We start from the raw sequence: 24,047 nt of genomic DNA on the forward strand, positions 1-24,047 counted from the left end.
CAGAATCGTAAAAAATTTGTTTTCTGCAAATTTACGACATACAAACCGTTTTTGCCTAATGTTTATAGAATTTCAAGTCAATTAAATCATTCTGAATTGGTTTTGGATTCCAGTTTTGATGAATCGCCAGCGCTGCTCCCAAAGCACTCGCTTGCGCCATCGAAGCCGCATAAACTTCTACATCAGGAAAAGCTTCTGCTAATAAATTCATGTAAATAGAATTCTTACTAAAACCTCCATCTACAAAAATCTTTTTCACTGGACTGTTATGAATCACCAGATTAGTCGAAAAATACTGTTGTTCTACCAAATCCAGCATCAATTGATGATAAGCTGTCTCGTAATCTTTAAACTGCGAAAGGTCTCTTTTCTGAAACGGACATTCGCTTAAGATATCAAAATCGTATTTCTTTGGATAAAAAATCTGATAGTTGAGCGAACGCAGGTTTGAAGTTATCTTTTTATCAAAATAAACTTCTTTATAAGTATCAATCGGTACATTAAAATACTCTGCCAAACGTTTAGTCTGCACTTCGTGTTCATTACCCGCAAACAAACGCGCTGCCTTTACAGGTTTGTCGGTGTACTGCATATAACACAAACAGTCTTGCTGCAACTCTTCAAAAGTCAGTGGCTTATTATTGAAAGGATTCAGAGAAATACTCCAGGTTCCTGTCGATAATAAAACAAAAGGTTCTGTAAAGTTGATAGTATAAGGTATAATAGCCGAAGAACTATCGTGAAGACCAACTCCTACTGCTAAACCTTCTTTGTTTTTAATAACATCTTTACCGTGATGAATAGGCGGTAGTTTTTCTGAAATTTCTTCCTGTTTTAGCCATTTATGGTATTTCATCTTTTTGAAATTCCATAAATTAGTATGGCATCCAATACTGGTAATATCAGCATAAGCTTCATTAGTCAGTAAAAAACTTAAAAACTGAGGAAGATGCAGGCAGTACTTTACCTTTTCGAATATTTCTGGTTTTTCTTCCTTTAGCCTGTAAATCTGCATTCCGGAGTTCAGACTTCCTAGAACGGGAGAAGCTGTTTTTACAGCAAATTTTTCTTCTCCCTTATATTTTTTATAAAACTCTGATTTTAAATCCTCTGGATAATCTTTTAAATAATTATACAGAGGAGTTAAAACTTTTCCATCTTTATCTATGTAAACAAAGCTAGCCCCGTAAGTGCTAAAGTTGATTGCTTTTAAAACATAATCTTTCAGTTCTTTTATTTCTGCCAATCGGTCCAAAATCCAATTTTGCAGTAAATCTATATCCTCACACGGAAAACCATCTTCATCTTTAGATTCTACAAGATTTACTGATCTTTCCCAGACAATTTTATAATTTTCATTAAATAAAAAAACCTTCTTGTTTGTTTTACCAATATCAAAAATTGCAGCTACATTCATTTAGTTAATTTGTGGTTAGAAGTTAGGAGTTAAAGGTTATGGGTTAAAGGTTATACTGAAAAGTGTGATAATCTTATCCTTAATCATTTGATTTACAAATCAAATAAACAGTGTAAGCAAAAAAAATCCATTTCAACTTATAACTCTTAACCCATAATTCATAACTTAAGATTTCAGATTATAAGCCGGTAGCCATTGTTTTTAAACCTCTCTCACCAATTAGATTTTCTCTAACTTGAATAGAACGATATAATTCAACCGGATTTAATGCCGCGCCAGAACGAAGACGAGCTTCCGCTACAAGTGCGCGAACATCTGTACGGAATGCATTCTGAAGAATTTCTTGCGCTTTTACCACATCATTTTCTTCCTGAGCTTTTTCCAATGCTTTTCTGTCAACAGAAAGTGCTTGTGCATAAGCAATCATAATCGCTTCTACAGATTGTAATAAATCTTCCAATGGATCTTTGATGTTATGAGAAGCATCAATCATCCAACCTAAATCTTTAGCGTGATTCATTCCTCTAGCATCCATACCTTCTACCAATTCATTGAAAATCAAGAACAATTGATATGGTTTTAATGCTCCAGCAGTCAAATCATCGTCACCGTATTTAGAATCATTGAAATGGAAACCTCCTAATTTATTATCCATCAATAAAATAGAAACAATTTGTTCAATGTTTGCATTTGGTAAATGATGGCCTAAATCAACAAGTGTTTTTGCTTTGTCTCCTAATTTTTGCACATAAGAATAAGACTGTCCCCAATCGGCTACAGTTGTAGAATAAAAATTAGGTTCAGCACATTTATATTCTAAAAATAATTTCCAGTTTGAAGGCAATGCATCATAGATTTCCTCTAAACTTTCTAATGTATTCTGATAGGCTTTTCTAAAATTCAATTGCCCAGGAAAATTAGAACCGTCTGCCAACCAAACTGTCAAAGACTCAGATCCTAATTCGATTCCGTGTTTAATAACTTCAATATTGTGAGCAATCGCCTGTTTGCGAACAGCTTTGTTTACGTTTTGCAAAGAGCCGTATTTATAAGTATGCTCTGAATTTGCTTGATCCTGAAACGTATTTGAGTTCATCGCATCAAACTTCAAACCGTGTTGTGCGGCAAGAGTTCTAATCGCTTTATAATCTTGTGGAATATCCCAAGGAATATGAAGCGAAATAGCACCAGAAGCATTGTTTAATTTATGAAGCAATCCAACATCTTCAATTTTTTCTTCTAATGAGCGAGGCTCTCCACCACCTGCAAAACGGCCAAATCTAGTTCCTCCTGTTCCTAAAGCCCAAGATGGAATTGCAATTTGAAAATCGATTAACTTTTTGATAATCGCTTCTGATTCATTTATTTCAGAAGCTGTAAAAACTAATTTGTTTTGGTGTTTTTTTAATAAATCCTCATTATGAGATTCGATGTGGTTTGATGAGATTAACATAGTTATTTATCTTTTTAATAGAGTTTACAATATATAAATTTTATACGTTTAGTATATTTTTTTTTTAACATGCTTTGCGAAATTTTGGACGCGGATTTTACGGATTCGCTATCGCGAAGACGCGGATTGACGCAGATTTTATTTTCTGGGTTTCACGCAGATTGAAAAAGGATTTTAGCAGATAACACAGATCTTTTTTTTAATCATCTCAAATTAAAATCTGTTAGATTTGCTTAAATCTGTCAAATCTGCGTGTAACAAAAAAATCCGTTTTTTTCAGCGTCTTCGCAATAGCGAATCCGTGTCATCCGCGTTCTGTGATTTTCATGTGTTTAATATTTTTCAACTTAAAAATTTTATAGCAACTAAACTCTGGTTGTACTTCATTTTTTTGTTAAGTTTTGCTTTTGTTTAATTACGGTTATTATAAAAAATCTAACGTCCGAAAAATTCGAACGTTAGACCACAAAAAACCACTTTTGCTTAAACAAACTTATATAAAAAACCTAAACACTTATCTATAAAAGCCCATTGCTACTCCGCCATCTACATTTAACGCATTTCCTGTCGATTTACCTAGTAAACCTCCAACAAATGCAAAACAAGCGTTTGCGATATCATCAGGCAGTATTATTTCGTTTAATAATGTACGTTTTGCGTAATATGCAGGAAGTTCTTCAACAGTAACTCCGTATGCTTTTGCACGGCCTTCCGCCCATCCTCCAGACCAAATATTTGAATCTGAAATTACAGCATCAGGATTTACTGTATTTACACGAATTTTATCAGCTCCAAGTTCTGCAGCCATCAAACGTGTTAAATGTGCTTGTGCTGCTTTTGCAGAACCATAACCAGGGTTATTCGGGCCAGCAACAACAGCGTTTTTAGAAACGATATTTACGATATCTCCTCCAAAACCTTGTTTACGCATCACTTCGATTCCAGCTTTAGAAACAATAAATTGTCCTTTAACCAAGATATCGTATAATCTATCCCACTCTTCAAGAGTATGTTCGGCAATAGATTTTGAAATACTGATTCCAGCATTATTTACCACAATGTCAACACCTCCAAAAGCTAAAGAAGCTTCGTCTAATGCTTTTTCTGTGCTAACTTCGTCTGTAACATTCAATAAAGTACTAGAAACTGCATCTTTTCCAAATGCCTTGATAAACTCGGCAGTCGCGCCTTGTAAACGCTCTTCATTAATATCATTAATCACTACACAAGCACCTTCTTGAGCGAATTTTTTAGCGATAGCTTTACCAATTCCACCAGCAGAACCTGTAATCAAAGCAACTCTTCCTGATAATGCTTTTGGTTTTGGCATACGCTGTAGTTTAGCTTCTTCCAACAACCAGTATTCAATATCAAAAGCTTCTTGGTGAGGCAAAGAGGTATATTCAGAAACGGCTTCTGCACCTTTCATTACATTTACAGCATTGATATAATATTCAGATGCTAAACGCGCCATCGTTTTATCTTTAGCAAAAGTAAACATTCCCACACCTGGATATAAAATCACAACCGGATTTGGGTCACGCATTGCTGGTGAGTTTGATTTTTTGCATGCATTGTAATAATCTTTGTACATTGCACGGTAAGCTTCAAACGCAGGAGTTAATTTTGCTTTAATAGCATCAACATCAGATAAATCTTCGTTTGGATCCAATTCTAAAACTAAAGGACTAATTTTTGTTCTTAAAAAGTGATCCGGACAAGAAGTTCCTAATGGAGCTAATTTTGAAAGATCATTAGAATTGATAAACTCTAATACTCTTGCATCATCAGTATAATGACCAATCATCTGACGTTCTGATGAACAGAAACCTCTCAAAATTGGAGCCACTTTTGCCGCTTTAAGTTTACGGTCAGCTTCTGGGAGGCTGTCTATTTTTTTACCTCCAAAAACAGGACGTTTTTTTCCGTAATTTTCTTCAAGGTAAGTTGCACATTTCTCGATTACCTCAAGTGTATTGATATAGCTTTCAAATGCAGTGTCTCCCCAAGTAAATAATCCGTGAGAACCTAACATGATACCACGTAACTTTTTGCCATTTTGAGCTGCTTCTTCTAAACAAGCTCTTAACTGAAGACCAAGATCAAATCCTGGACGTTGCCATCCTACCCAACCGATTTCTCCGTTGAATAATTCTTCGGTAATTTTTTTTCCATCTTTCGCAGCAGCGATTGCAATAGCCGCATCTGGATGAAGGTGGTCTATATGTTTAAATGGAAGAAAACCGTGTAATGGAGTATCGATTGAAGGCGCTTTAGAAGCCAAATCGAAAATACAGTGGTTAAATAACTCTACCATTTCGTCTTCAAACTCAATTCCTCTGTAAACATTTTCAAGATTGCGAAGTCTTTCCAAATACAAAGCGGCACAACCAGATTTTGTCAATGTTCCTATATCCCCGCCAGAACCTTTAATCCACATTACTTCAGAAGCTTCTCCAGTAAGAGGATCTTTATCTGTAATTTTCACAGAAGTGTTACCACCTCCGTAGTTGGTCAATCTTAAATCCGCACCTAACAAGTTAGAACGATAAATAAAAAGCGCTACTTCATCACCTGCTAATGCTGCTGCCTTAGCGTCATCCCAAAGGTAGCTTACATGCTTAAAATTCATATTAATTGTGTTTATATTCGACATATAGTATTTATATTATTTTTCTGTTATTTATAATGAGTTACCTATTCCAACCAAAACGATCGAAAGCATCATAAGAGCTATTCCTAAAACAAAAGCACTGAAAGTCTTTTTTGAAACTCCTTTCCATTCTTTCAGATAAAATCCCCAGAAGTTGGCAGTCAAAATTATCGTTGCCATATGAAGAATCCATGAACTTGCTCCATTTCCTAATTTGCTTTCTCCCATTCCATAAAAGAAAAACTGAAGAAACCACATTGTTCCTGCGAGTGCAGAAAAAAGCACGTTTTTGGCAATTGGTGTAGATTTATTGGTATAATCGCCAATAGTTTTATTTTTTAAGTTCAGATAAATACACCAAATAAAGTTTGTTGTCAATCCTCCCCAGAGTATTATGATATAACTTACATTGTTCTGAAAAAGGAATTCTCCCTGATTTGGATGCAAGACTTTCCAAGCATTATTTGCAACGTCTGCCATCGGTTTTGCAGCTTCAATTCCGAAATTGAAAAACGAGCTTAAAATACCCGATACAATAGCAATGATAAGCCCTTTTACTAAGCTGAAATCTTTATCTTTATCTTCGTGGCCTGTTGCAAAATCTTTTTCTTTTAGCATTCCTGCCTTTCCTAAAATTGCAATACCAATAATACAAACAAGCACACCGCCTAAAACCATCTGCCCTCCTGAGTTAGCAAACATATCACTAATTGACTCTTTGCCTTCTACTGCATTGAAATTATAATAAATAGGTGGAATCAAAGCACCAAAAGCAGAACAAAATCCTAAAGTGATTGAATTACCAAGTGACATTCCGAGATAGCGTACACCTAACCCGTAAGTTAATCCTCCAATTCCCCAAATCAATCCCATTGAGAATGCTAATGCTTTTACTGAAGGCGCTGCCTCCACAATTATTTCTGTGAAATTTGGAATCGTTAAGTAAGCTGCAATTGGTGGTACTATCAACCATGAAAAAAAACCTCCTACTAGCCAATAGCTTTCCCAAGCCCAATTTTTTACTTTCTTAAAAGGCATATAAAAACTGCCTGAAGAAAATCCTCCTATAGAATGAAAAATAATTCCTAATATTGATTCCATTTAATGTTTTTTGGTTGTGGTTATTGTGATAGTTAATTTGTTTTTGTAAAATAATAGAATGTAAAAAACAAAACTGTCCTGTACTATCCTTGTACAGTAATAGCAATTATGTTAAAACTGGATATTTAATGCAAAGAAGCTGGCATTATTATTGGAAAAATAAATTTAAAAACGCTATTTTAGCAATCGATTTCGTAATTATTGAATCTGCAATCCGCAGTTAACAGCCAGATTACAGCAAATATAAAACAAGCCTTATTTAAAAAGCTCTTTTGGGTAAGAAAAATAGTAAAAAAATCCCAGCTTTATTTGAAGAGTTTTTACAAAAATTATAATTTAAAATTCGTTTTTATTGATTAAACGAATCTGCAGAAGATAATCATGATTAAACTTATTAAAATAGACGAAGACTCAAGGGTTCCTAAATACAAACAAATTGTTGATTCTATTCTTCAAAACATTGCCAACGGAAATCTAAAAATCAATCAGAAAATTCCGTCTATCAATAGTTTTAGTGAAGAGTTTTATATGTCAAGAGATACTGTAGAAAAGGCATATAACATTCTGAAAGAACGAAAAATAATTTCTTCAATTCGCGGAAAAGGATACTACATTACCAGAACAAAATTAGAATCGAAAGTGAATATTTTGTTTCTGACCAATAAACTGAGCGCCTATAAAATGAAGACTTACAGCACCTTCATTAATACTTTAGGTGCAAATGCGCATGTAGATCTCCATATTTATCATTGCGACGAAACCTTATTTTTAAACCTTCTTGACAAATTTGAAGGCGCTTACGATTATTACGTAATTACCACACATTTTAAAACAGACGAACTAAAACACTTAAGTTTTACTGATGAAGTGGTTAGTGCGATCCGAAATATTCCGCAAGATAAGCTAGTCGTTTTAGACAATATCAAACTCGGAATGGGCGACGACGTGATAAAAATTTACCAAGATTTTGAAAATGACATTTATAATGCCTTAAAAGAAGGACTTTCTAAAATAACCAAATACAAACGTTTAATTCTGGTATATCCAGACAAAGCCGTTTATCCTTATCCAAGAAGAATTCTTCATGGTTTTAGAAAATTCTGCGTTGAACATGAAGTCAATTTTGAAATTCTCAGCGAAGTTTATGACGATATGATTCTTAAAAAAGGTGATTTGTTTATTACGATTGAAGAATCTGATCTAGTTAATTTAATGAAACAAATTCGCGACGAAGAATTTATTTTAGGCAAAGAGATTGGAGTGATATCTTATAATGACACTCCTTTAAAAGAGTTATTAGGAATTACAGTAATGTCAACTGATTTTAATATCATGGGAGAAACTGCCGCCAGAATGATCTTAAATAAAGAAAAAGGACAATTTAAAGTTCCGTTTAATTTTATTGATAGAAATTCTATTTAAAGATACTTAGTGGCTAAGATGCTGAGATTCTAAGTTTTTTTCTTTGTACTTTGTACTTTTGTAAAACATAAAAAAACCTCGTCTATTGACGAGGTTTTTAGTTGTATTATTTTTTTGATTCTTCGATAGAAACTTTTCTGAACTCTTTCAAAAGTTTTTCGATTTCTAAAGTAGCTTTACGTGCTCTTGGACCTGCAGCTTTAATTCCTTTTTCAGTTAAAGATTCAGCTTCTGCTTTAAATGTTTCAATTTCGGCGTTGATTTTTACTAATAAATCTTTCATGATTATATTTTGTTAAATTAAGCCACAAAAATAAAAGTTTGTGTGATAGTTACAACACTTTTGCTGTTAAATTTAGTACTGTTTTTCAGTCATAAAATTTATTACAAAAGCTTCTTTAACTCCTTTAAAACCTGCACCAACACAACAATCTAAAAATCAAACAGTTATTTTCAAAATGTTAAAAAAACTAAACCTATAGATACTTAAAACAACAATCCATTTTTTTAAATTCCTTTTTTCGTTTACTTCAAAAAATCAGCAAATACCTACAAATCAGCGGTTATAAAAATTCTATTCAAAGCAAAACTGCCTCTAGAAAGACTCCTTTTAAGAAATATTTGATCAAAAAACGTCAACTGAAGCTTCATTTTCAAATCTAGTCATTGAGCATTAAATTAACTACAATCCAAACAAAACCGTATTATAAAATTCTATTTAAACTCTACCTTTATTTCGGCAGAAAGCTGTTCAGCCAGATTTACAACATAATTTTTAAAATAAGTCGCATCATTAAAACCTTTATCTGCACTTAATTCCCATGCTGCAATAGCGTAATAACTGATTTCTTTATCATTCTGGATTTTCAATTTTGCCAAATAAGAATCAGTAAGCTGTCCTGTTTTGGGAGCTTCAATATATCCGAGATATATGTCTTTTGGAACTAAAATAGCTGTACCAAGAATCCATTCGCGGTTATATGTTAGGTAATCGTGCTGTATTAGGCAAACCCAATTTCCAGATTCAACAACCTGCAGGGGATTTTTATTATTTAAATTAGAAATAGCTGCTAGAAAAGTTTCTTTACCTTTTATTCCTTTTATTGAAACGGTATTTTTATAACCATAAATTCCAGCCCAGATTGAGGTTGTTTCTTGTACCTGATATAAATTTCCAGACGCGTTCCAATTTTCATACTGATAGCTTAAAACAGAATTTACAGGCCCTTCACTTACAATTTTAAAAGTTGTTTTTGCAACATTATTCACCATATCGGTTCCCAAAATACCAAGCCTGTCAATTTTATTATCAATTAATAATGCATAGCCTCCTAAACCAACAGAACTTCCAACAGGAAAAATATCCCTCCCCCAATCATACATAACATGATAATTATCTTCTACAGCTCCTTTACTATTTATCCCAACATCTTCTGGCGTAATTGCAGGCAGTTTTTTCCCGAACACATCCTTTGAATTTCTTCCATCCAAATAATGTCTAAATCCAACCTTGTCATTTTCCCATGTTGGTCCATCGGTCTGATATTTTTGATACCCTAATTTTTTATACACCTGATCAGCCATTAAAACTTCTTCCTGAGCAGGATGTACAGGAAGATTTTCGGCTTCTCTTTTACCAAACCTTACACTTGTTTTCTTAGTGAATTTTGGATCTGTCTGCGACCATTTTAATTCTAACCTTTTTTCTTCATTGGGCAAAAAATCGGCAGTGAAGAAGATTTCATCCCATTTTCCATCTGCATTAAAATCATTAATCTGAGCCGGAATGGTATCATTCTTAAAAATAACAATCGGAAAATTATCTTGTAAATCATTTCCCTCAAAATGACTTCTTAAGAGAGATACAGGCTTTTGCACCAATGCAACTGAACTGTTGTTTCTTAAGACAATTGTTTTATCCGATAATTGCTGCGTTGTTTTACAGTTCGAAAACAAGACAATTGGCAGGGAAATATAAAGACAAAATCTGCTTACCTTTTTCATTCTTATATTGTTTATTATTTAGAACAATTTAATAATTAAAACTTAAACAGAAACTTTCTTCGAGAAATAAAACATTTTTTTACGCATAAGTGAATAAAAGTAAAATGCAGGATAACGAACAACAATTATCCTGCACTACTTATCTATCCCAATCAGAATAGGTATTGTAAAGTTACATTAAGAAAAACATGGCTTTATAGTAATTATTAAATTTGGATTGAAGGATTTGAGCATTTGCAATATTTCTTTTAATCTTTTTAGACGTAACCCCTGAATTACTTTTAAAATGTGCCTTCAGATCCTTAATAATTTCAGTTCTTGTTTTAGAAGCGTCTAATAAAATGAAATTTTTAATCTCCTCCAGAAAAAACAAACTATTATATAATTGCTTGTCAAATAAACACACCAAAACATTCTTGTCTTTTTGCTCCATTTTAAAAAACTGAAGCAATTCAAATTTATCATACACTACATATATGTATCGATCAAAACTTATTGATTCGTTTGTTTTACTAAAAAGCAAATCCTCAAAAAAATCAAATTCTTCTTTGAATTTTCTTTTAAACATCCTTAAAAAAATCCCTTTATTATCAAGAAGCATTAGGCTTTAATGTCCCAACACCTACTTGCGAATAAGCGGAATATGACCCCAAGGCAATGAATAAAGGGAGTAATTTATTTTTCATGACATTTAAATTATTAGAATGTTTGAACTATTCAACAATCATAAGAGCATAATTATCAGTCCTCTTTTATTAAGCAACACCTATATCGACTCAATAAAGATTTCTAACAATAGACCCTTATTTTAAAATGCAAATTTCCTCCCAAACAACTTTTATTTGTGCCAGTAAAAGTTTTTAAACTTATAGATTAGGGTAATTCTATAAGTTTTTTAATTTTAAACTCTTAAAAACAAATACTTTGAAGAATAAAGAAGCTGAATCTGTTAAATATTTTCATGAGTTATAAACATAAAAAAGGGAAAGTTTAAAACTTTCCCTTCTCTTATCTAAGTACTCTAAACAAAAAATCACATTATTAGATTATTCCTATTTAATATGCTATTAGTTTATCCTTTTTTCAACAATTCATCAAGTATTTTTTTCATGTTCCTCACTTCTTGCTGAAGTTCATTAATCTTACTATTCTGAGATTCAATCTCCGCTTGTTGTTCCTGAACTGCCTTTACAAGTGGCACTACAAATTCTGCGTAACTAAGACTATAATAACCATCTTTAGATTGAGGTTTAACCACACCACTAAACTGATAATCTATTGAATTTGCTACAGTTTCCACTTCTTGTGCTATGAAACCTGTTTTTAAATCGGTTGGTCCGGATTGCATAAAATAAGTAACTGGACGCAATTTGGTGATGAAGTTTAAACCAAAAACACTGTCATTAATATCCTTTTTTAAACGAACATCCGACACGTTTGACCAAGGCTGGTAACCTCCAATACTTCCAATAGTGCTATCTCCAATAGTAACTGTGTTAGAACCTCTTCCTACTGCTCCATATCCTATCACAATTTCATTAGTTTCATTATTGCCATTCACCCTTGCCTTAGCTCCCAATATTATAGAATTATCCATTACTGCAAAATACGATGCTCCCGCATGACTCCCCAGTATAATATTATTACTACCCGTTGTCAAAGCATTTCCAGCCATATATCCCGCCGCTAAATTAAAATTACCTGTAAGTAGTTGAGTCAATACACTATGGCCAAGAGAAGCATTAAATGAAGCTCCGGTTGTACAATATTGAAGACTAGCATTTCCTACTATTGTATTATATCCACCTGTACTATTGTAATACATCGTCGCGCTTCCAACTGATACATTATGATTTCCGGAAGTATTTGACATTAAAGACGCCCCACCAATAGCCAAATTATGAGCACCGCCATTAATTGCTGGGAGTGCTGAATATCCTACTGCCACATTGTTGTAGGATCCATACGCATTTTTTAAAGCCCCTACTCCAATTGCAACATTCTGACTCGCACCACCTATGGCTCCTGAAAATGCGTCAACGCCAAATGCTGTATTGGTAGCACCTAATTGTCCTGCTTGAATACTTTTTCGTTTAAAAATTAAATCAACATCATCAGTCGTACCTAAAAAATTAGTTCCCGCAACAGTGCTCCCATTCCCTTTAAGTCCCCACATAGGTAATGCAGTTGGTGCTAATGTTTTTAAAATTCCACCACTACTTACCATCATAAAATTATCTGTACCAACCCCTGACTGCAACCCTACTATCGCCAATGTATTTGTTGGCGAAGCAGTTATGACAGTAGAAGGTATCGTTAAACTACCTCCCAACTGTACATTTCCAGAAGCGGCTGTAAGACCGTTATTAGCGTTGACAATAGGATTAGGATTGTATTGCACTTTTTCACCATACATTGTCACCAACGTCTTTGTTTGTGCCATTATTAATCCTCCTTGGATTAACAACAAAACATGAAGTATTTTTTTCATTTTCTAATTCTTAAATCAGACTTTGTTAAAATAAAGTTCCCGCTGCGAAAGATGCATCATGAATACCAGTAGAAAAACGAAAAACATTTTTCCAAACCAGAAATTAATTTCTGTACGCAAATTTCTTAAGAATTGGTGTTCTAGTTTACCTGTAAACGTCTTAAAACTTGTAAATTAAGGTCAGTCAACAAAATATATCCAAACAAAACAAAGACTTGGAAATCTGTTTATTAAAAAAAAGAGAAAGCTTCCGCTTTCTCTTTACAACTAATTACTAATAATGGATAAAAAATCTATCTCAATTTCTTTTACAGTTTACAAATATAGTTCTCCTTGAAAGGAATTTAGCTCCTATAAGTTTTAATTTGGATAGAATAAGATCAATATAATTTATTTATAAGGCACTCTTAGCTCTTATTTTATGTTTTTCTTTAATTTGTTCAAAGAGGCATCTTCTAATAACCTAAGCTGTTTAATAAATATTTGAGCTATTTCTTCAGCTCCTTTTAAAGATAAATGTGTATCATCTGCTTTATCTTTATCATAATATGGATTTTCTCCAGCTTTAAAATGCAGATGTAAGAGCTTCGATTTTTCAGGACCATAGGATTGTTCCAGCAGTTCCGTATAATATTCTAAATCAATAAAAGGAACTTTGTATTCCTGAGCGACCAAACGGGTTTCTAACGGATAATCGCCATGCGTCGGCACTAATACGCCTTTTTCATTAAAATTACGCCTTGCTATTGAAGTCAATAAAACAGGAATGGCACCTTTTTCCCTACTTTCTTTTACAAAACGGATCAAGTTGTATCTGTAAGCTGTATGTGGATTTGTATAACGGCTTGGATCTTCTATCTTTTCATCGTTATGTCCAAATTCTATCAGTACATAATCACCTTTCTTTAATTTTTTATAAATAGAATCCCAGCGATTTTCATTGATAAAACTTCTGGTGCTTCTTCCATTAACTGCTTTATTTACAACTATTATTTCATCCTTAAAAAAAGGTTGCAACACCTGTGCCCACCCATGTTCTGGGTTTTTATCCGGATCTTTTTTATTGGCCATAGTAGAATCGCCAATGCAATAAATTGTTGTTTTCTGGGCGAAGCCTAGAGAAGTAATCAAGAGCGTTAGTAAAATATATTTTTTCATTTGATTGTTTTTTTAACCACAAAAGCGTTGATTTTTTTTAACGCAAAGGTGCTAAGCTTTGTCTCTTTTAATTTAATTTTTCGAAACGGCCGTGGGTACGCTCGCTCTTTTTCCAATAAAAACATCGGTCATCAAAACGTTTTCTGCATTTTCGTTGGATATTGCATTTTTTGCTTCTTTGATTTCGACATTATTTAAAGATATGTTCCTGATCTTTTTATCGGCAAATCCCTGAATTACAATTCCGGATTCTGAGGCTTTGTTACAGCTTATATTAGAAAAATGAATGTTGGAAATCTCTGATTGATAGCCTTTTCCTTCTCCGTGATAATTTGCTGTAATGTATAAACAATCTTCAACCTGATCCAATGTGATGTTTCGAACAAATACATTTTTAATAAAACCTCCTCTGTCTGCATTGGTTTTTAGGTAAATTCCTCTTTTTAAATATCCCGCAGTTTTGCAATTTTCTACAAATACATTTTGTACGCCAGCAGACATTTCACTGCCAATCACTACTCCATGTAGACCTTTAAAGTTACAATTTCGAATTACAATATTTTCGCTTGGTGTCGTGCTTGCTCTTCCTTCATGATCCCTTCCTGCTTTTATAGCAACATTATCATCTCCGTTATCAAAATCAACGTTTTCAATCAGCACATCTTTTGCATATTCGGGATCGATTCCATCATTATTATGGTTTAATGATTTATAGCTGATTCCACGTATTGTGATACTTTGTGATTTTAGAAGATGGAGACACCAAAATGGTGAATTTTCGATTCGAACATTCTCTACCAAAATATTTTTACAATTTAAAAATTGAATCATTTGCGGTCTTAAAAAATAACCTTCTCCAAATTTTCGATTTTCAATCGGAGCGCTGGTATGATTCATTTCACGGCTTAGCTCTTTTCCTTTTGCTTCTTTTGCCTTAAAAGTTTTCCAGGTCTTTCCTCCTTCACCATCAATAATTCCTTCACCCGTTATGGCAATATTATCACAGTCAGCAGCATAAATTAATGGACTGTAATTGTACAACATTGTTCCTTCCCAACTGGTTAAAACCATTGGAAGATAATCTTTCGGATTGTCGCTGAATTTAATTTTTGCTCCTTTTTCAATCCTCAAATTTACGTTACTCACAAAATGAATAGGTCCGTTTATTTTATAAATACCTCTAGGCACAATGATTGTCCCTCCTTTATTCTTTTTGCATAACGCCATCGCTTTTTCAAAAAACTTTTTATTATCGGTAATAGAATCACCTTTAGCGCCTAATTTGGCAACACTTATCTGGTAAGAGGGAATAACAGGAAGCTTAATTCTCTCGACAATAGAGGCGACTTCAGACGACGGAAAATTATTCTGCGAAAAAGAAGTACAACCAATCAGTAAAAAAATCAAATATTTAAAATTCATAGTATCTAATTAAAAAAGGAACTTATTTTGAATACCAATTTCCGGTTTTGTCGCTCAGAATTTTTTCTATCGAATACTGTTCTGCTTGTTTCTTAGAAAGCTGATGTGACCACTTAACTCTTTTTGTAGGCTGATAACCTTCGCCCTTACAGTTGTATTCTGCATAAAAACTGTTTTTCTGTGCTTCTGGTTTTGACCAGTTTTCCCAGCCTTCCTGCTTGATTTGATTTCCCATCTCGCAATTGATATAAACCGTTTTTGCATAAATACGCCAAGGTCTGCCGAGATAAACATCTTTTGCCTCTGGATTTGAAGTTAATTTGCATTCCTTAAAAACAAATCCGTAAGGAGTTCCTTGGGGTGTTGAAGCGGCAGTGATATAAGAACTTTTGATACTGTGAATAATACAGTTTTCGAATAAAGCGGTAGCACTTCCAAAAATAAAATCGGTTGTTCCTTCAATGTAACAATCCTTAAAATACTGCTTGGCATCTTTTCCAGATACATACAACGTATCCTGATTTCCTAAAAGATTGCAATTTGAAACTTTTACGCGATTTGCCACTACAGACAAGGCAATTCCCTGACCACGATCTCCCGATGCATTTTTGATTGTTAAATTTAAAACTGCACAATCATCTCCTTCTACCAAAACAGTATAGGTGTAAAAAGTACTGTTTCTGCCCAAAGCAATTTTCGAAAAATTATCATCGAATGTTATTATAGTCTTCTCTTTGCTTTCACCTTTTAAAATCACATTGGTGTTCCATTCTGGAATTCGTACTTTTTCGTTGTAAGTGCCATTTTTCACGAATATGGTTACTTTTTCATAAGGGAAAGCTGGACAGGCATACACTGCATCTTGAATTTTTGTAAAATCACCCGAACCGTCTTGTGCAACAGTAATCAGAGTAACATTCTTTTTATCTGAAGCACTTACTTTTGTTCCGTTTTTTACTGCCCAGTCTGGAAATTTCTTTAAAACTTCCTTTGGTGCATCAGAATACCACGAATAGCCGTTTCGTCTTTCAGAACCAATTTCATCAATAGATTTTTTTCTAATTCCGTCACGATCGCAAAAGAAAGGTTCATTGGTATCTAAGTCCATAAATCTCGCCCATATCGGAGATCCGTTTGTTACAGGAATCATCTTTTTATCGATAATTTTTCCTGCATCATTCAATACCCTTTTTTCTTCTAAATTGGTGATTTTCGTTTTTTCGAACCAAGCTACAGCACTTTTTACAGCAGTGATAATTTCAGCTGAAGGTTTTTCAATTGACATTAAAAGCAACGTAATTCTAGCTGATTCGTGACCACTCAAAGACACCAATTCAAAAGCTCTTGCCTTTGCTGGCAATAATGTTACTTCATCATGTTGCGCACACCAAGCAGTTAAAACTCCGTTCTGTTTATATTGCGTTTTTAAGATACAGTCTATTCCTTTATCAAAAGCTTTTTTACATTTTTCGACAACGCCATTAGAAGGTTTTATACTGTAAAAATTGGTTTCTTGTGCAATATTTTTAATGACATTCATGATGTTTACCATAGAATCATCATTGTAGGTAATATGTGTGTAATATCCTTTTTTAAGAGGATAAAACTGTGGCCAGCCTCCATTTGCATATTGTGCTTCTAGCAAATAATCCAGACCTTTCAAAAATGACTCTTTATAGCGTTCGTCTTTTGTTTGTTCATACATCTTAGACATAAAAAGCATTTCCTGAGTAGTTGCTCCATTGTCTGTTGTAGTTTCAACTGCTGTCTTTTTAAGAGCCAATAAATCTTTCTGCTGTTTTTCGGAAAGCTCCTGCTGCATCTGAATGTTCTTTGGCCATCCGCCGATATCTCTCTGATAGAGCAAAACATTTTCTGCTATTTTTTTTGCTTCGGCTGTACCAAACCAAGCTGACTCATTCTTACGGATAATTTCTGACCAGCTTTTATAATTATTCTGTGCATTTAAACCAAAGCTTAAGCAACACATCAAGAATAAAATACTTTTTTTAATCATTTTCATTACTCTCTTATTTTGTAATTCTAAACCAATCAACAGCAACATTTCCTGAATCGTTGGTCACTTTTTCCCCTAAAGCAAAAAGACCAACTTTGGCTCCAATCCATTTTCCTTCAATAGCCGTGAAATCATTTCCAAGTCTCTGATAATCTTTGTCATCTGTACTGTAGTAAAAACTACAGATTGCACCTTTTTTTATCTTGACTCTTAAATAAATTGTATTTTCTGTTATTAAAACTGGCTTTGATTCTGATTCTGATACCGTTTTATTAAAAGTTCCTGTTTTTTGACTTAGATACAATTTCCCGTCATTATTCTTTAAACATAAATAACTATAATCCAATCCCATTATAATCAGACCGGTAGATTCTCCATTTATTCTGGAGTTAAAGGTTAATTTTGCTGTTGCTGTAAATTCTTCTGCCGGAAATTTTTGCAACAAGAGGTTTGGAGCATTAAAAATATTTTTACTGTTGACTGAAGTCTGGCAATATAAATTCAAATAACCCAAACTTGTCGGCATTCCCCAATTTATTTGTTTATTGGCTTGCCATTGCCATTGCAGTCCTAACTCTGGAGAATTAAATTCATCTGATTCAGCAGGAGTTTCTATAGCATATTTTTTTCCTACGTTTGGTTTTTTAAAGGTAGTCACAGGTTCTCCTATTCCGTTTTTGTCGAAATCCTGTCCCATTACGGGCCAATCGTTTACCCATTTCATAGGTTGTAAATGCACGATGCGTCCGTAAGCGCCCTTATCTTGGAAATGAAAAAACCAATCTTCTCCTGTTTGCGTTGTTACCCAAGCACCTTGATGCGGACCATTTATATTAGTTGAGCCTTGTTCTAGGACTTTTTTCTTTTCATAAGGACCGAAAACATTCTTGGATCTTAAAACCGTTTGCCAGCCTGTAGGAACACCGCCGGCTGGAGCAAAAATATAATAGTAATTATTTCTCTTATAGAACTTTGGTCCCTCAATTGTTCCTTCACCATCATGCCCGTCAATAACCATTACTTCGTCATTATTCACTTTTGTTCCATCCTGACTCATCGTGCAGACTACTAACAAACTTTTTATCTGCGCACGGCTTCCTGCAAAAGCGTGTACCAAATATGCCTTTCCGTCATTATCCCAAAGCGGACTCGGATCTATCAGTCCTGTTCCTGCTTTAACTAAAAGAGGCTCAGACCAAGGTCCTGATGCTTTTTTTGCTTTAATCATATAAATTCCAAAATCGGGATCAGGATAATAAATATAAAATTCGTTGTTATGATAATTGATGCTTGGCGCCCAAACTCCGTTTCCGTGCTGTACTTTATTATACGTTTCAAAAGGTGGCTGTTTTACAAGTGCATGACCAATTATTTTCCAATTTACAAGATCCTTAGAATGTAAAATTGGAAGCCCTGGAATACAATTAAAAGAGGAAGCTGTCATATAATAATCATCGCCTACACGGACAACATCGGGGTCTGAATAATCAGCATGAAGAATTGGATTTGTATAAGTCCCGTCTCCATTATCTGAAACCCAGACTTGTGCGGTATTCTTCTGAAAAGAAAAAAAGTAAAGAAGAAAAAGGATGATTTTTATATTTTTCATTTTAAAATATTTGGCTTTAAAAACTTAATCCTGACAGGGCCTATAAAACCTGTCAGGATGTTTAAGATAATTTGCAATAATTTCCTATCTGTTTAATTCTAAAGCTGCCAAAATAAACGGACCTGTTGCTTTAGGATCATTGTCTTTTTTTCTTTCGTTTACATAATATTCATAAGAACCATCACGATAAGGAGTTCCACCTAAACCAGCAACCTGACAACAGTTGGTTAAAGTGATTCCGCCGTCTTCATCTACTTTTTTGATCAATACTTTTGTAAGTCCGTCAAAAGCTTTATTAGCCAGCTTTTTATATTTAGAAGGCAAATAACCTTTGTTGGCTCCTTTTGCAAAAGCATAAGAGAACATAGCAGAACCTGAAGCTTCTAAATAATTATCTTTTCCTCCTGCTTTGTCCGTAACCTGATACCACAATCCAGACGATTTATCTTGATATTTCGCCAAAGCTTCAGATGCATTGTTCAAATATTTAACCAATTCTTTTTGTTTTGGATGATCTTTTGGAAAATAATCAAGTACATCTACCAAAGCCATAACGTACCAGCCTAATGCTCTAGACCAGAAATTTGGAGAATTTCCGGTTTCTTTATTAGCCCATGGCATTTGCTTACTTTCATCCCAACCATGATACAATAATCCAGTTTTAGGATCTGTTGCATGCATCTGAATCAATTCAAACTGTTTTGCAATATCATCTAAGTTTTTACCATTCTCGAAAGTAACAGTGTATTGCGTATAAAATGGCTCACCCATATACAATCCGTCAAGCCACATTTGGTTTGGATAAATCTGCTTATGCCAAAACCCGCCACTAGCAGTTCTTGGCTGTTCTTGTAATTGTTTACGTATCTGCTGTAACGCTTTTAAATATTTATCTTGTTTTGTTTCTGAATAGATATCAAAAAGCAAGCGTCCAGGCACAACTAAATCAATGTTGTATTTGTCAAATTCGTAAGTTTTGATAGAACCGTCTTCCTGAACCAGCTCATCTACATAACCTCTAACATATGCTTTGTATCTTGAATCGGGATTTTTTTTGTACAATTCTTCAATAGAATGTAAAACCAAAGCATGCACATAGTCCCATTTTGGCTTCTTAGCATCATCCAACATATAAGCCTGCGGATGACGTTTCATTAAAGTCAAAGCCATTTTATCAGACCATTTCAAATTCTTACCGATTACAATTTCTTTGCTTGCAGGTTCTTGTGAAGTTACTTTACAACTTGTAATGGTCATGATGCAAATCATCAAAACCGACATAAAATAACGCTGCTTTCTACTATTCTTCATTTCAAAATATATTTAAATTCTACTATTTTTCTAATTCTAATGCAGCCAAAATAAATGGCCCTAAACCATGTGAATTGTCTACTTTTATTTTTTCGCCTATATAATATTCATATGAACCATCGCGATACGGATTTCCTCCAAGCCCTGCACTGGCGCATACCTGAGTAATGTGTATTTCTCCATCCGAATCTAAAGTAATTAATTTCTTTACAATTCCGTCAAAACCTCTTAAGGCAGCTTTTTTATACTTTTCTGGTAAATATCCTTTATTGTATCCTTTTGCAAAAGCGTAAACAAACATTTCTGATCCTGACGCTTCAAGATAATTGCCTTTCTTATTTCCTGCATCGGTAACCTGATACCACAATCCAGATTTATCCTGATATTTTAAAACCGCTTTTGAAATAGCATTCAAATACTGAATTAGTTCTTTTCTTTTCGGATGATCCTTTGGCATATAATCTAATACATCTGTCAAAGCCATCATATACCAACCGATAGAACGTGACCAAAAATTCGGCGAAGTACCTGTTTCTTTATTTGCCCAACCCATTTGTTTGCTTTCGTCCCAAGCATGAAAAAGCAGTCCCGTTTTTAGATCTAATGTATGCTTGTGGATTTCTTCAAACTGCTTTGCGATATCATCAAATGCCGTTCCATTTTCAAATACAGAAGTGTAGCGAGCATAAAATGGCGCTCCCATATACAAACCATCGAGCCACATTTGGTAAGGGTAAATCTTTTTGTGCCAGAAACCTCCAGAATTTGTTCTCGGATGCGTTTCCAACTGTTTTCTTAAAGTCTGCATTGCAATAAGATAACGTTGCTCTTTGGTCGAATCGTAAAGATCAAAAAGAATTTTTCCAGCATTAATATTATCAATATTGTAATCATCTAATTTATAATTCAGGATTTCTCCTTTTTCATTTATAGTCGATTCTGCATATCCTTTTGCATATTCCAGATAAATCGGGTTCTTTGTCTTTTTATAAAGTTCCTCAAACGACATCATTGCAAGACCTAACTTATAATCCCATTTTGTTTTTTCATTATTATCAATCTGCCATGCTTTTGGAGCACGTTTCATAATAGAAAGAGCCATTCTTTCTGACCATTTCAATTGATTAGAAATTACATTTTTACTTTCCTGACTTTGAGCATTTATATTTCCATTCAAAATAAATAGAAAAGCAATGATGCATTTTAGAAAATTAGTTTTTATTAAGGCGACTTTATTCATGTTTTTTTTACGAATTTTCAATTGTTATCGTTATTTAAAAATTCTCTCTAAAAATAGTGTTGTGTACGAAATTGTTTGACTGAACCAAGGTTCGAAAAACCAAAATGAATGTGGTGAATCTGCAATAGTTTTTACCTCATTGTATATTTTATTGTCATTCAAAATCTTAATCATATCATCTCGTCCGGCATGAAATCTAGGTATACTGCTGCAGATGAATAATGTTGGAGGTGTATTTTGATCTGTATGAGTTAATGCTGAAGCTATTTTCCAAGTTTCTGGATTCTCATCCGATTTTCCTCCCAGCCAAAAGGCCGCCATATCTCCTTCTGATGATTCAGGATGCTTAAACGCTAAAACGCCATCTACATCTATAATTGCATGCACTTTTGAAGAAGATTTACTTTTAAAAGATTTATCCTCAAAAATCGGATTGTTGTTTGTTGTACCAATCAAAGCTGCCATTTGGCCTCCCGAAGAACAGCCTAAAACCGCAATTTTGTTTGGATCAACATTAAACTTTCCTGCATTATCTTTTATAAATTTTATCGCATTTTTTACATCTATAACTCCTGTTGGATATTTGGCTTCTAATGATAATCTGTATTCAATCGAAAAACAAGAATATCCTTTTGCTGCGATTTCTTTTGCCAAAAACTGCATTTGACTTTTGTTCCCCGATCTCCAGCCTCCGCCGTGTATCATAATGATTGCGGGATTCTTTTTTTTCTTTTTATTGACGAAAGCATCAAAATGCAAAATACGTCCTTGTTCCTGATTATAAACCAAATCGAATGTTTCTTTGACATTGGAATTTGGTTTTACTTCTGGAATTGTAATGAAAGGATGTTTTTTTAGTAATTTGTCATACGTGCTTTTAACAGTATAAGATGTATCAACCTTATACTGCTGGCAATTTGCATTAATAGCAATAAAAAGCACCAATAAAATTACTCTAATATTCTTCATTATAAATCTTTAAGTTTAGTTAAGAAAGGAGTTCGACAAAAGCCAAACTCCTTTTTAACTTTTCAAAAAACAAATAGTCTCAAAAAACTAACAAATTACTAATAACCAGGATTTTGAGGAAAATCTTTATTTTGATTTAAATCCAATACCGTTTGTGGAATTGGTCTTAAAATCTTAAGTGCACCACCTATACCTGCAAAATTTGCAGCTTTAATTTTATAATTATGAGCAGATGCTCTTGCAACAAGAGTTCCGGTACGTTTTAAATCAAACCAGCGTTTATATTCTCCCAATAACTCTCTTCCTCTTTCATCTAAAATATAATCGATATTGAATTGTCCGATAGTTGCATTAGCAACTCCTGCTCTTCTTCTTACTTCATTCAAGCGATCCAATCCTGTTGACGGCACTCCTGCTTTTAAGTAAGCTTCTGCAGCAATTAAATACGTTTCTCCAAGTCTGGAAACAATTATATCTCTTGTACTAACAGGTCCTGTGCTTGAAGGAGTAGTTGGATCTGGATCATCAAATTTTTTAACTGGAATTGTGTAACAATCTAAATTTTTAATTAGTGTATGAGCTGCTGAATATTCTCCCCAAGGATGATACACAAACGTAGCTGCCAATCTAGAAGCATTAGTTGTCATCCAAGCAGTTTTATCAGCTGCCGTAAACCATTTTGGCTCATAAAAATGTCTCACTTTTAATGATGCCGGATTTGCACTTCTATAATATGGATAATATAAAATTGTTTTAGTTACGCCATTTGTTGTTTCTGGTCCCTCTAAAATTTCTGTCATAAAAGTAGCATCCCATCTCTTATCTCCTTTTTCATATAGTCCAAGAGCATAATCTGTCGGGCATAAATTATAACTTCTTAATGGAGCTCCTGTTTCTGCACCTCCTAAATAAGAGCTGAAATAATAAAACTGATTGTTTCCAAGTCTTGTTGGATCGGTACTAGCAGAAGCTTTATCATACTGAACCGAAAAAATAGTTTCGGCATTAAGGTCGTTTCCTGGCTTAAATAATTGATCCCAAGCAACATTCAATGCCTGTCCTGCAATTGCCACATCTGCATAAGCTGCTGCTTTTGCAAAATCATCAGGTTTACCAAAACTTTCATATCCTCTAGTTAAATAAACTTTAGCCAATAAATCATTAACAGCTCTTTTGTTTACTTTTCCTGATGTACTATAGGTTGAAGTTCCTGCATTTGCTAAAGCAAAATCTAAATCAGAAATTATCTGTGTATAAACTTCTTCAGCAGTGTTTCTTGTAAAAGACAGAACTGGTGTTGTAATGTGCTCATTTACAACTGGGACACCACCATAAGTCTGAACCAATAAAAAGTAGGCCTGGGCTCTTAAGAATCTAGCTTCTCCTACTAAAGTGTTTAAATTTGCCGTCTGCTCTGTTACAGTTGAATAATAAATCGTTTTATTAACAGATTGAATCAATTGGTAACAAGGCGTGTATAAATCAGCAACATTATCTGATGAAGGTATTAGAAGGGTGTACTGGCTTAAACCTGCAGGTTCAGGAGTTCTTCCTTCTGCATACATATCAGTTCCAGCTTCGAAAAGCCATGGATTACCACCATAGATGCTTTTCAGCCACGCATAATTTGTATTTACTAATAATTGAAATCCAGACGCTGTCTTGTACGTTGCATCAGCTGGTACATAAGAACGGCTATCTTCTTCAATATAATCACTGCATGAACTTACAGAAACAGCGATTATTCCTAACATTATTATGATTTTTTTCATTAGATATC

General features: G+C 34.0%; 17 protein-coding genes. 1 reads left to right on the forward strand and 16 read right to left on the reverse strand.

What is annotated here, in order from left to right; translation table 11 throughout:
- Positions 1–55 precede the first annotated feature (55 nt).
- The 4 genes from ACFFLS_RS13770 to rhaT form a co-directional block, all read right to left on the reverse strand.
- Positions 56–1,417 carry an FGGY-family carbohydrate kinase gene (locus ACFFLS_RS13770; protein WP_379682163.1) on the reverse strand — a complete coding sequence of 454 codons (1,362 nt, stop codon included), beginning with the start codon at positions 1,415–1,417 and terminating at the stop codon, positions 56–58.
- A gap of 178 nt (positions 1,418–1,595) precedes the next feature.
- A complete protein-coding gene (locus ACFFLS_RS13775) occupies positions 1,596–2,870 on the reverse strand; it encodes a sugar isomerase (protein ID WP_379682164.1) in 1,275 nt (424 codons plus the stop codon).
- Between the two features lie 514 nt (positions 2,871–3,384).
- Positions 3,385–5,526 carry a bifunctional aldolase/short-chain dehydrogenase gene (locus tag ACFFLS_RS13780; RefSeq protein ID WP_379682165.1) on the reverse strand — a complete coding sequence of 714 codons (2,142 nt, stop codon included), beginning with the start codon at positions 5,524–5,526 and terminating at the stop codon, positions 3,385–3,387.
- A gap of 27 nt (positions 5,527–5,553) precedes the next feature.
- The gene (gene rhaT / locus ACFFLS_RS13785) at positions 5,554–6,624 is read right to left on the reverse strand and encodes an L-rhamnose/proton symporter RhaT (protein WP_379682166.1); all 1,071 of its coding nucleotides are present in this window, start codon (positions 6,622–6,624) and stop codon (positions 5,554–5,556) included.
- A gap of 381 nt (positions 6,625–7,005) precedes the next feature.
- On the opposite strand from rhaT, the gene ACFFLS_RS13790 reads away from it, so the two are divergent.
- Entirely contained in the window at positions 7,006–8,046 is a 1,041-nt protein-coding gene (locus ACFFLS_RS13790; RefSeq protein ID WP_379682167.1) for a GntR family transcriptional regulator, read from the forward strand.
- Between the two features lie 106 nt (positions 8,047–8,152).
- Here ACFFLS_RS13790 and ACFFLS_RS13795 read toward each other — a convergent pair whose 3' ends face one another.
- From ACFFLS_RS13795 to ACFFLS_RS13850, 12 genes are all read right to left on the reverse strand, one after another.
- Positions 8,153–8,329 carry a BF3379 family histone-like protein gene (locus tag ACFFLS_RS13795; protein ID WP_012026201.1) on the reverse strand — a complete coding sequence of 59 codons (177 nt, stop codon included), beginning with the start codon at positions 8,327–8,329 and terminating at the stop codon, positions 8,153–8,155.
- A gap of 431 nt (positions 8,330–8,760) precedes the next feature.
- Entirely contained in the window at positions 8,761–10,050 is a 1,290-nt protein-coding gene (locus ACFFLS_RS13800; protein ID WP_379682168.1) for a DUF4861 family protein, read from the reverse strand.
- Positions 10,051–10,222: 172 nt separating this feature from the next.
- Positions 10,223–10,618 carry a hypothetical protein gene (locus ACFFLS_RS13805; RefSeq protein WP_379682169.1) on the reverse strand — a complete coding sequence of 132 codons (396 nt, stop codon included), beginning with the start codon at positions 10,616–10,618 and terminating at the stop codon, positions 10,223–10,225.
- A gap of 504 nt (positions 10,619–11,122) precedes the next feature.
- Entirely contained in the window at positions 11,123–12,541 is a 1,419-nt protein-coding gene (locus ACFFLS_RS13810) for a tail fiber domain-containing protein (protein ID WP_379682170.1), read from the reverse strand.
- 414 nt (positions 12,542–12,955) lie between these two features.
- Positions 12,956–13,699 (reverse strand): rhamnogalacturonan acetylesterase, encoded by a 744-nt coding sequence (locus ACFFLS_RS13815; protein ID WP_379682171.1) that lies wholly within the window; start codon positions 13,697–13,699, stop codon positions 12,956–12,958.
- A 72-nt stretch (positions 13,700–13,771) separates the two neighbouring features.
- On the reverse strand, positions 13,772–15,121 hold the full coding sequence (locus ACFFLS_RS13820) for a glycoside hydrolase family 28 protein (RefSeq protein WP_379682172.1): 1,350 nt from the start codon (positions 15,119–15,121) through the stop codon (positions 13,772–13,774).
- 22 nt (positions 15,122–15,143) lie between these two features.
- On the reverse strand, positions 15,144–17,144 hold the full coding sequence (pelA, locus tag ACFFLS_RS13825; RefSeq protein WP_379682173.1) for a pectate lyase: 2,001 nt from the start codon (positions 17,142–17,144) through the stop codon (positions 15,144–15,146).
- Between the two features lie 7 nt (positions 17,145–17,151).
- A complete protein-coding gene (locus ACFFLS_RS13830; RefSeq protein WP_379682174.1) occupies positions 17,152–18,747 on the reverse strand; it encodes a glycoside hydrolase family 43 protein in 1,596 nt (531 codons plus the stop codon).
- An 84-nt stretch (positions 18,748–18,831) separates the two neighbouring features.
- The gene (locus ACFFLS_RS13835; RefSeq protein ID WP_379682175.1) at positions 18,832–20,058 is read right to left on the reverse strand and encodes a glycoside hydrolase family 88/105 protein; all 1,227 of its coding nucleotides are present in this window, start codon (positions 20,056–20,058) and stop codon (positions 18,832–18,834) included.
- A 22-nt stretch (positions 20,059–20,080) separates the two neighbouring features.
- The gene (locus ACFFLS_RS13840; protein ID WP_379682176.1) at positions 20,081–21,298 is read right to left on the reverse strand and encodes a glycoside hydrolase family 88/105 protein; all 1,218 of its coding nucleotides are present in this window, start codon (positions 21,296–21,298) and stop codon (positions 20,081–20,083) included.
- A gap of 30 nt (positions 21,299–21,328) precedes the next feature.
- Positions 21,329–22,267 (reverse strand): alpha/beta hydrolase fold domain-containing protein, encoded by a 939-nt coding sequence (locus ACFFLS_RS13845; protein ID WP_379682177.1) that lies wholly within the window; start codon positions 22,265–22,267, stop codon positions 21,329–21,331.
- A gap of 98 nt (positions 22,268–22,365) precedes the next feature.
- Positions 22,366–24,039 carry a RagB/SusD family nutrient uptake outer membrane protein gene (locus tag ACFFLS_RS13850; RefSeq protein ID WP_379682178.1) on the reverse strand — a complete coding sequence of 558 codons (1,674 nt, stop codon included), beginning with the start codon at positions 24,037–24,039 and terminating at the stop codon, positions 22,366–22,368.
- Positions 24,040–24,047: the final 8 nt, after the last annotated feature.

This window comes from Flavobacterium procerum, assembly GCF_042431625.1.
GTDB classification, from domain to species: domain Bacteria; phylum Bacteroidota; class Bacteroidia; order Flavobacteriales; family Flavobacteriaceae; genus Flavobacterium; species Flavobacterium procerum.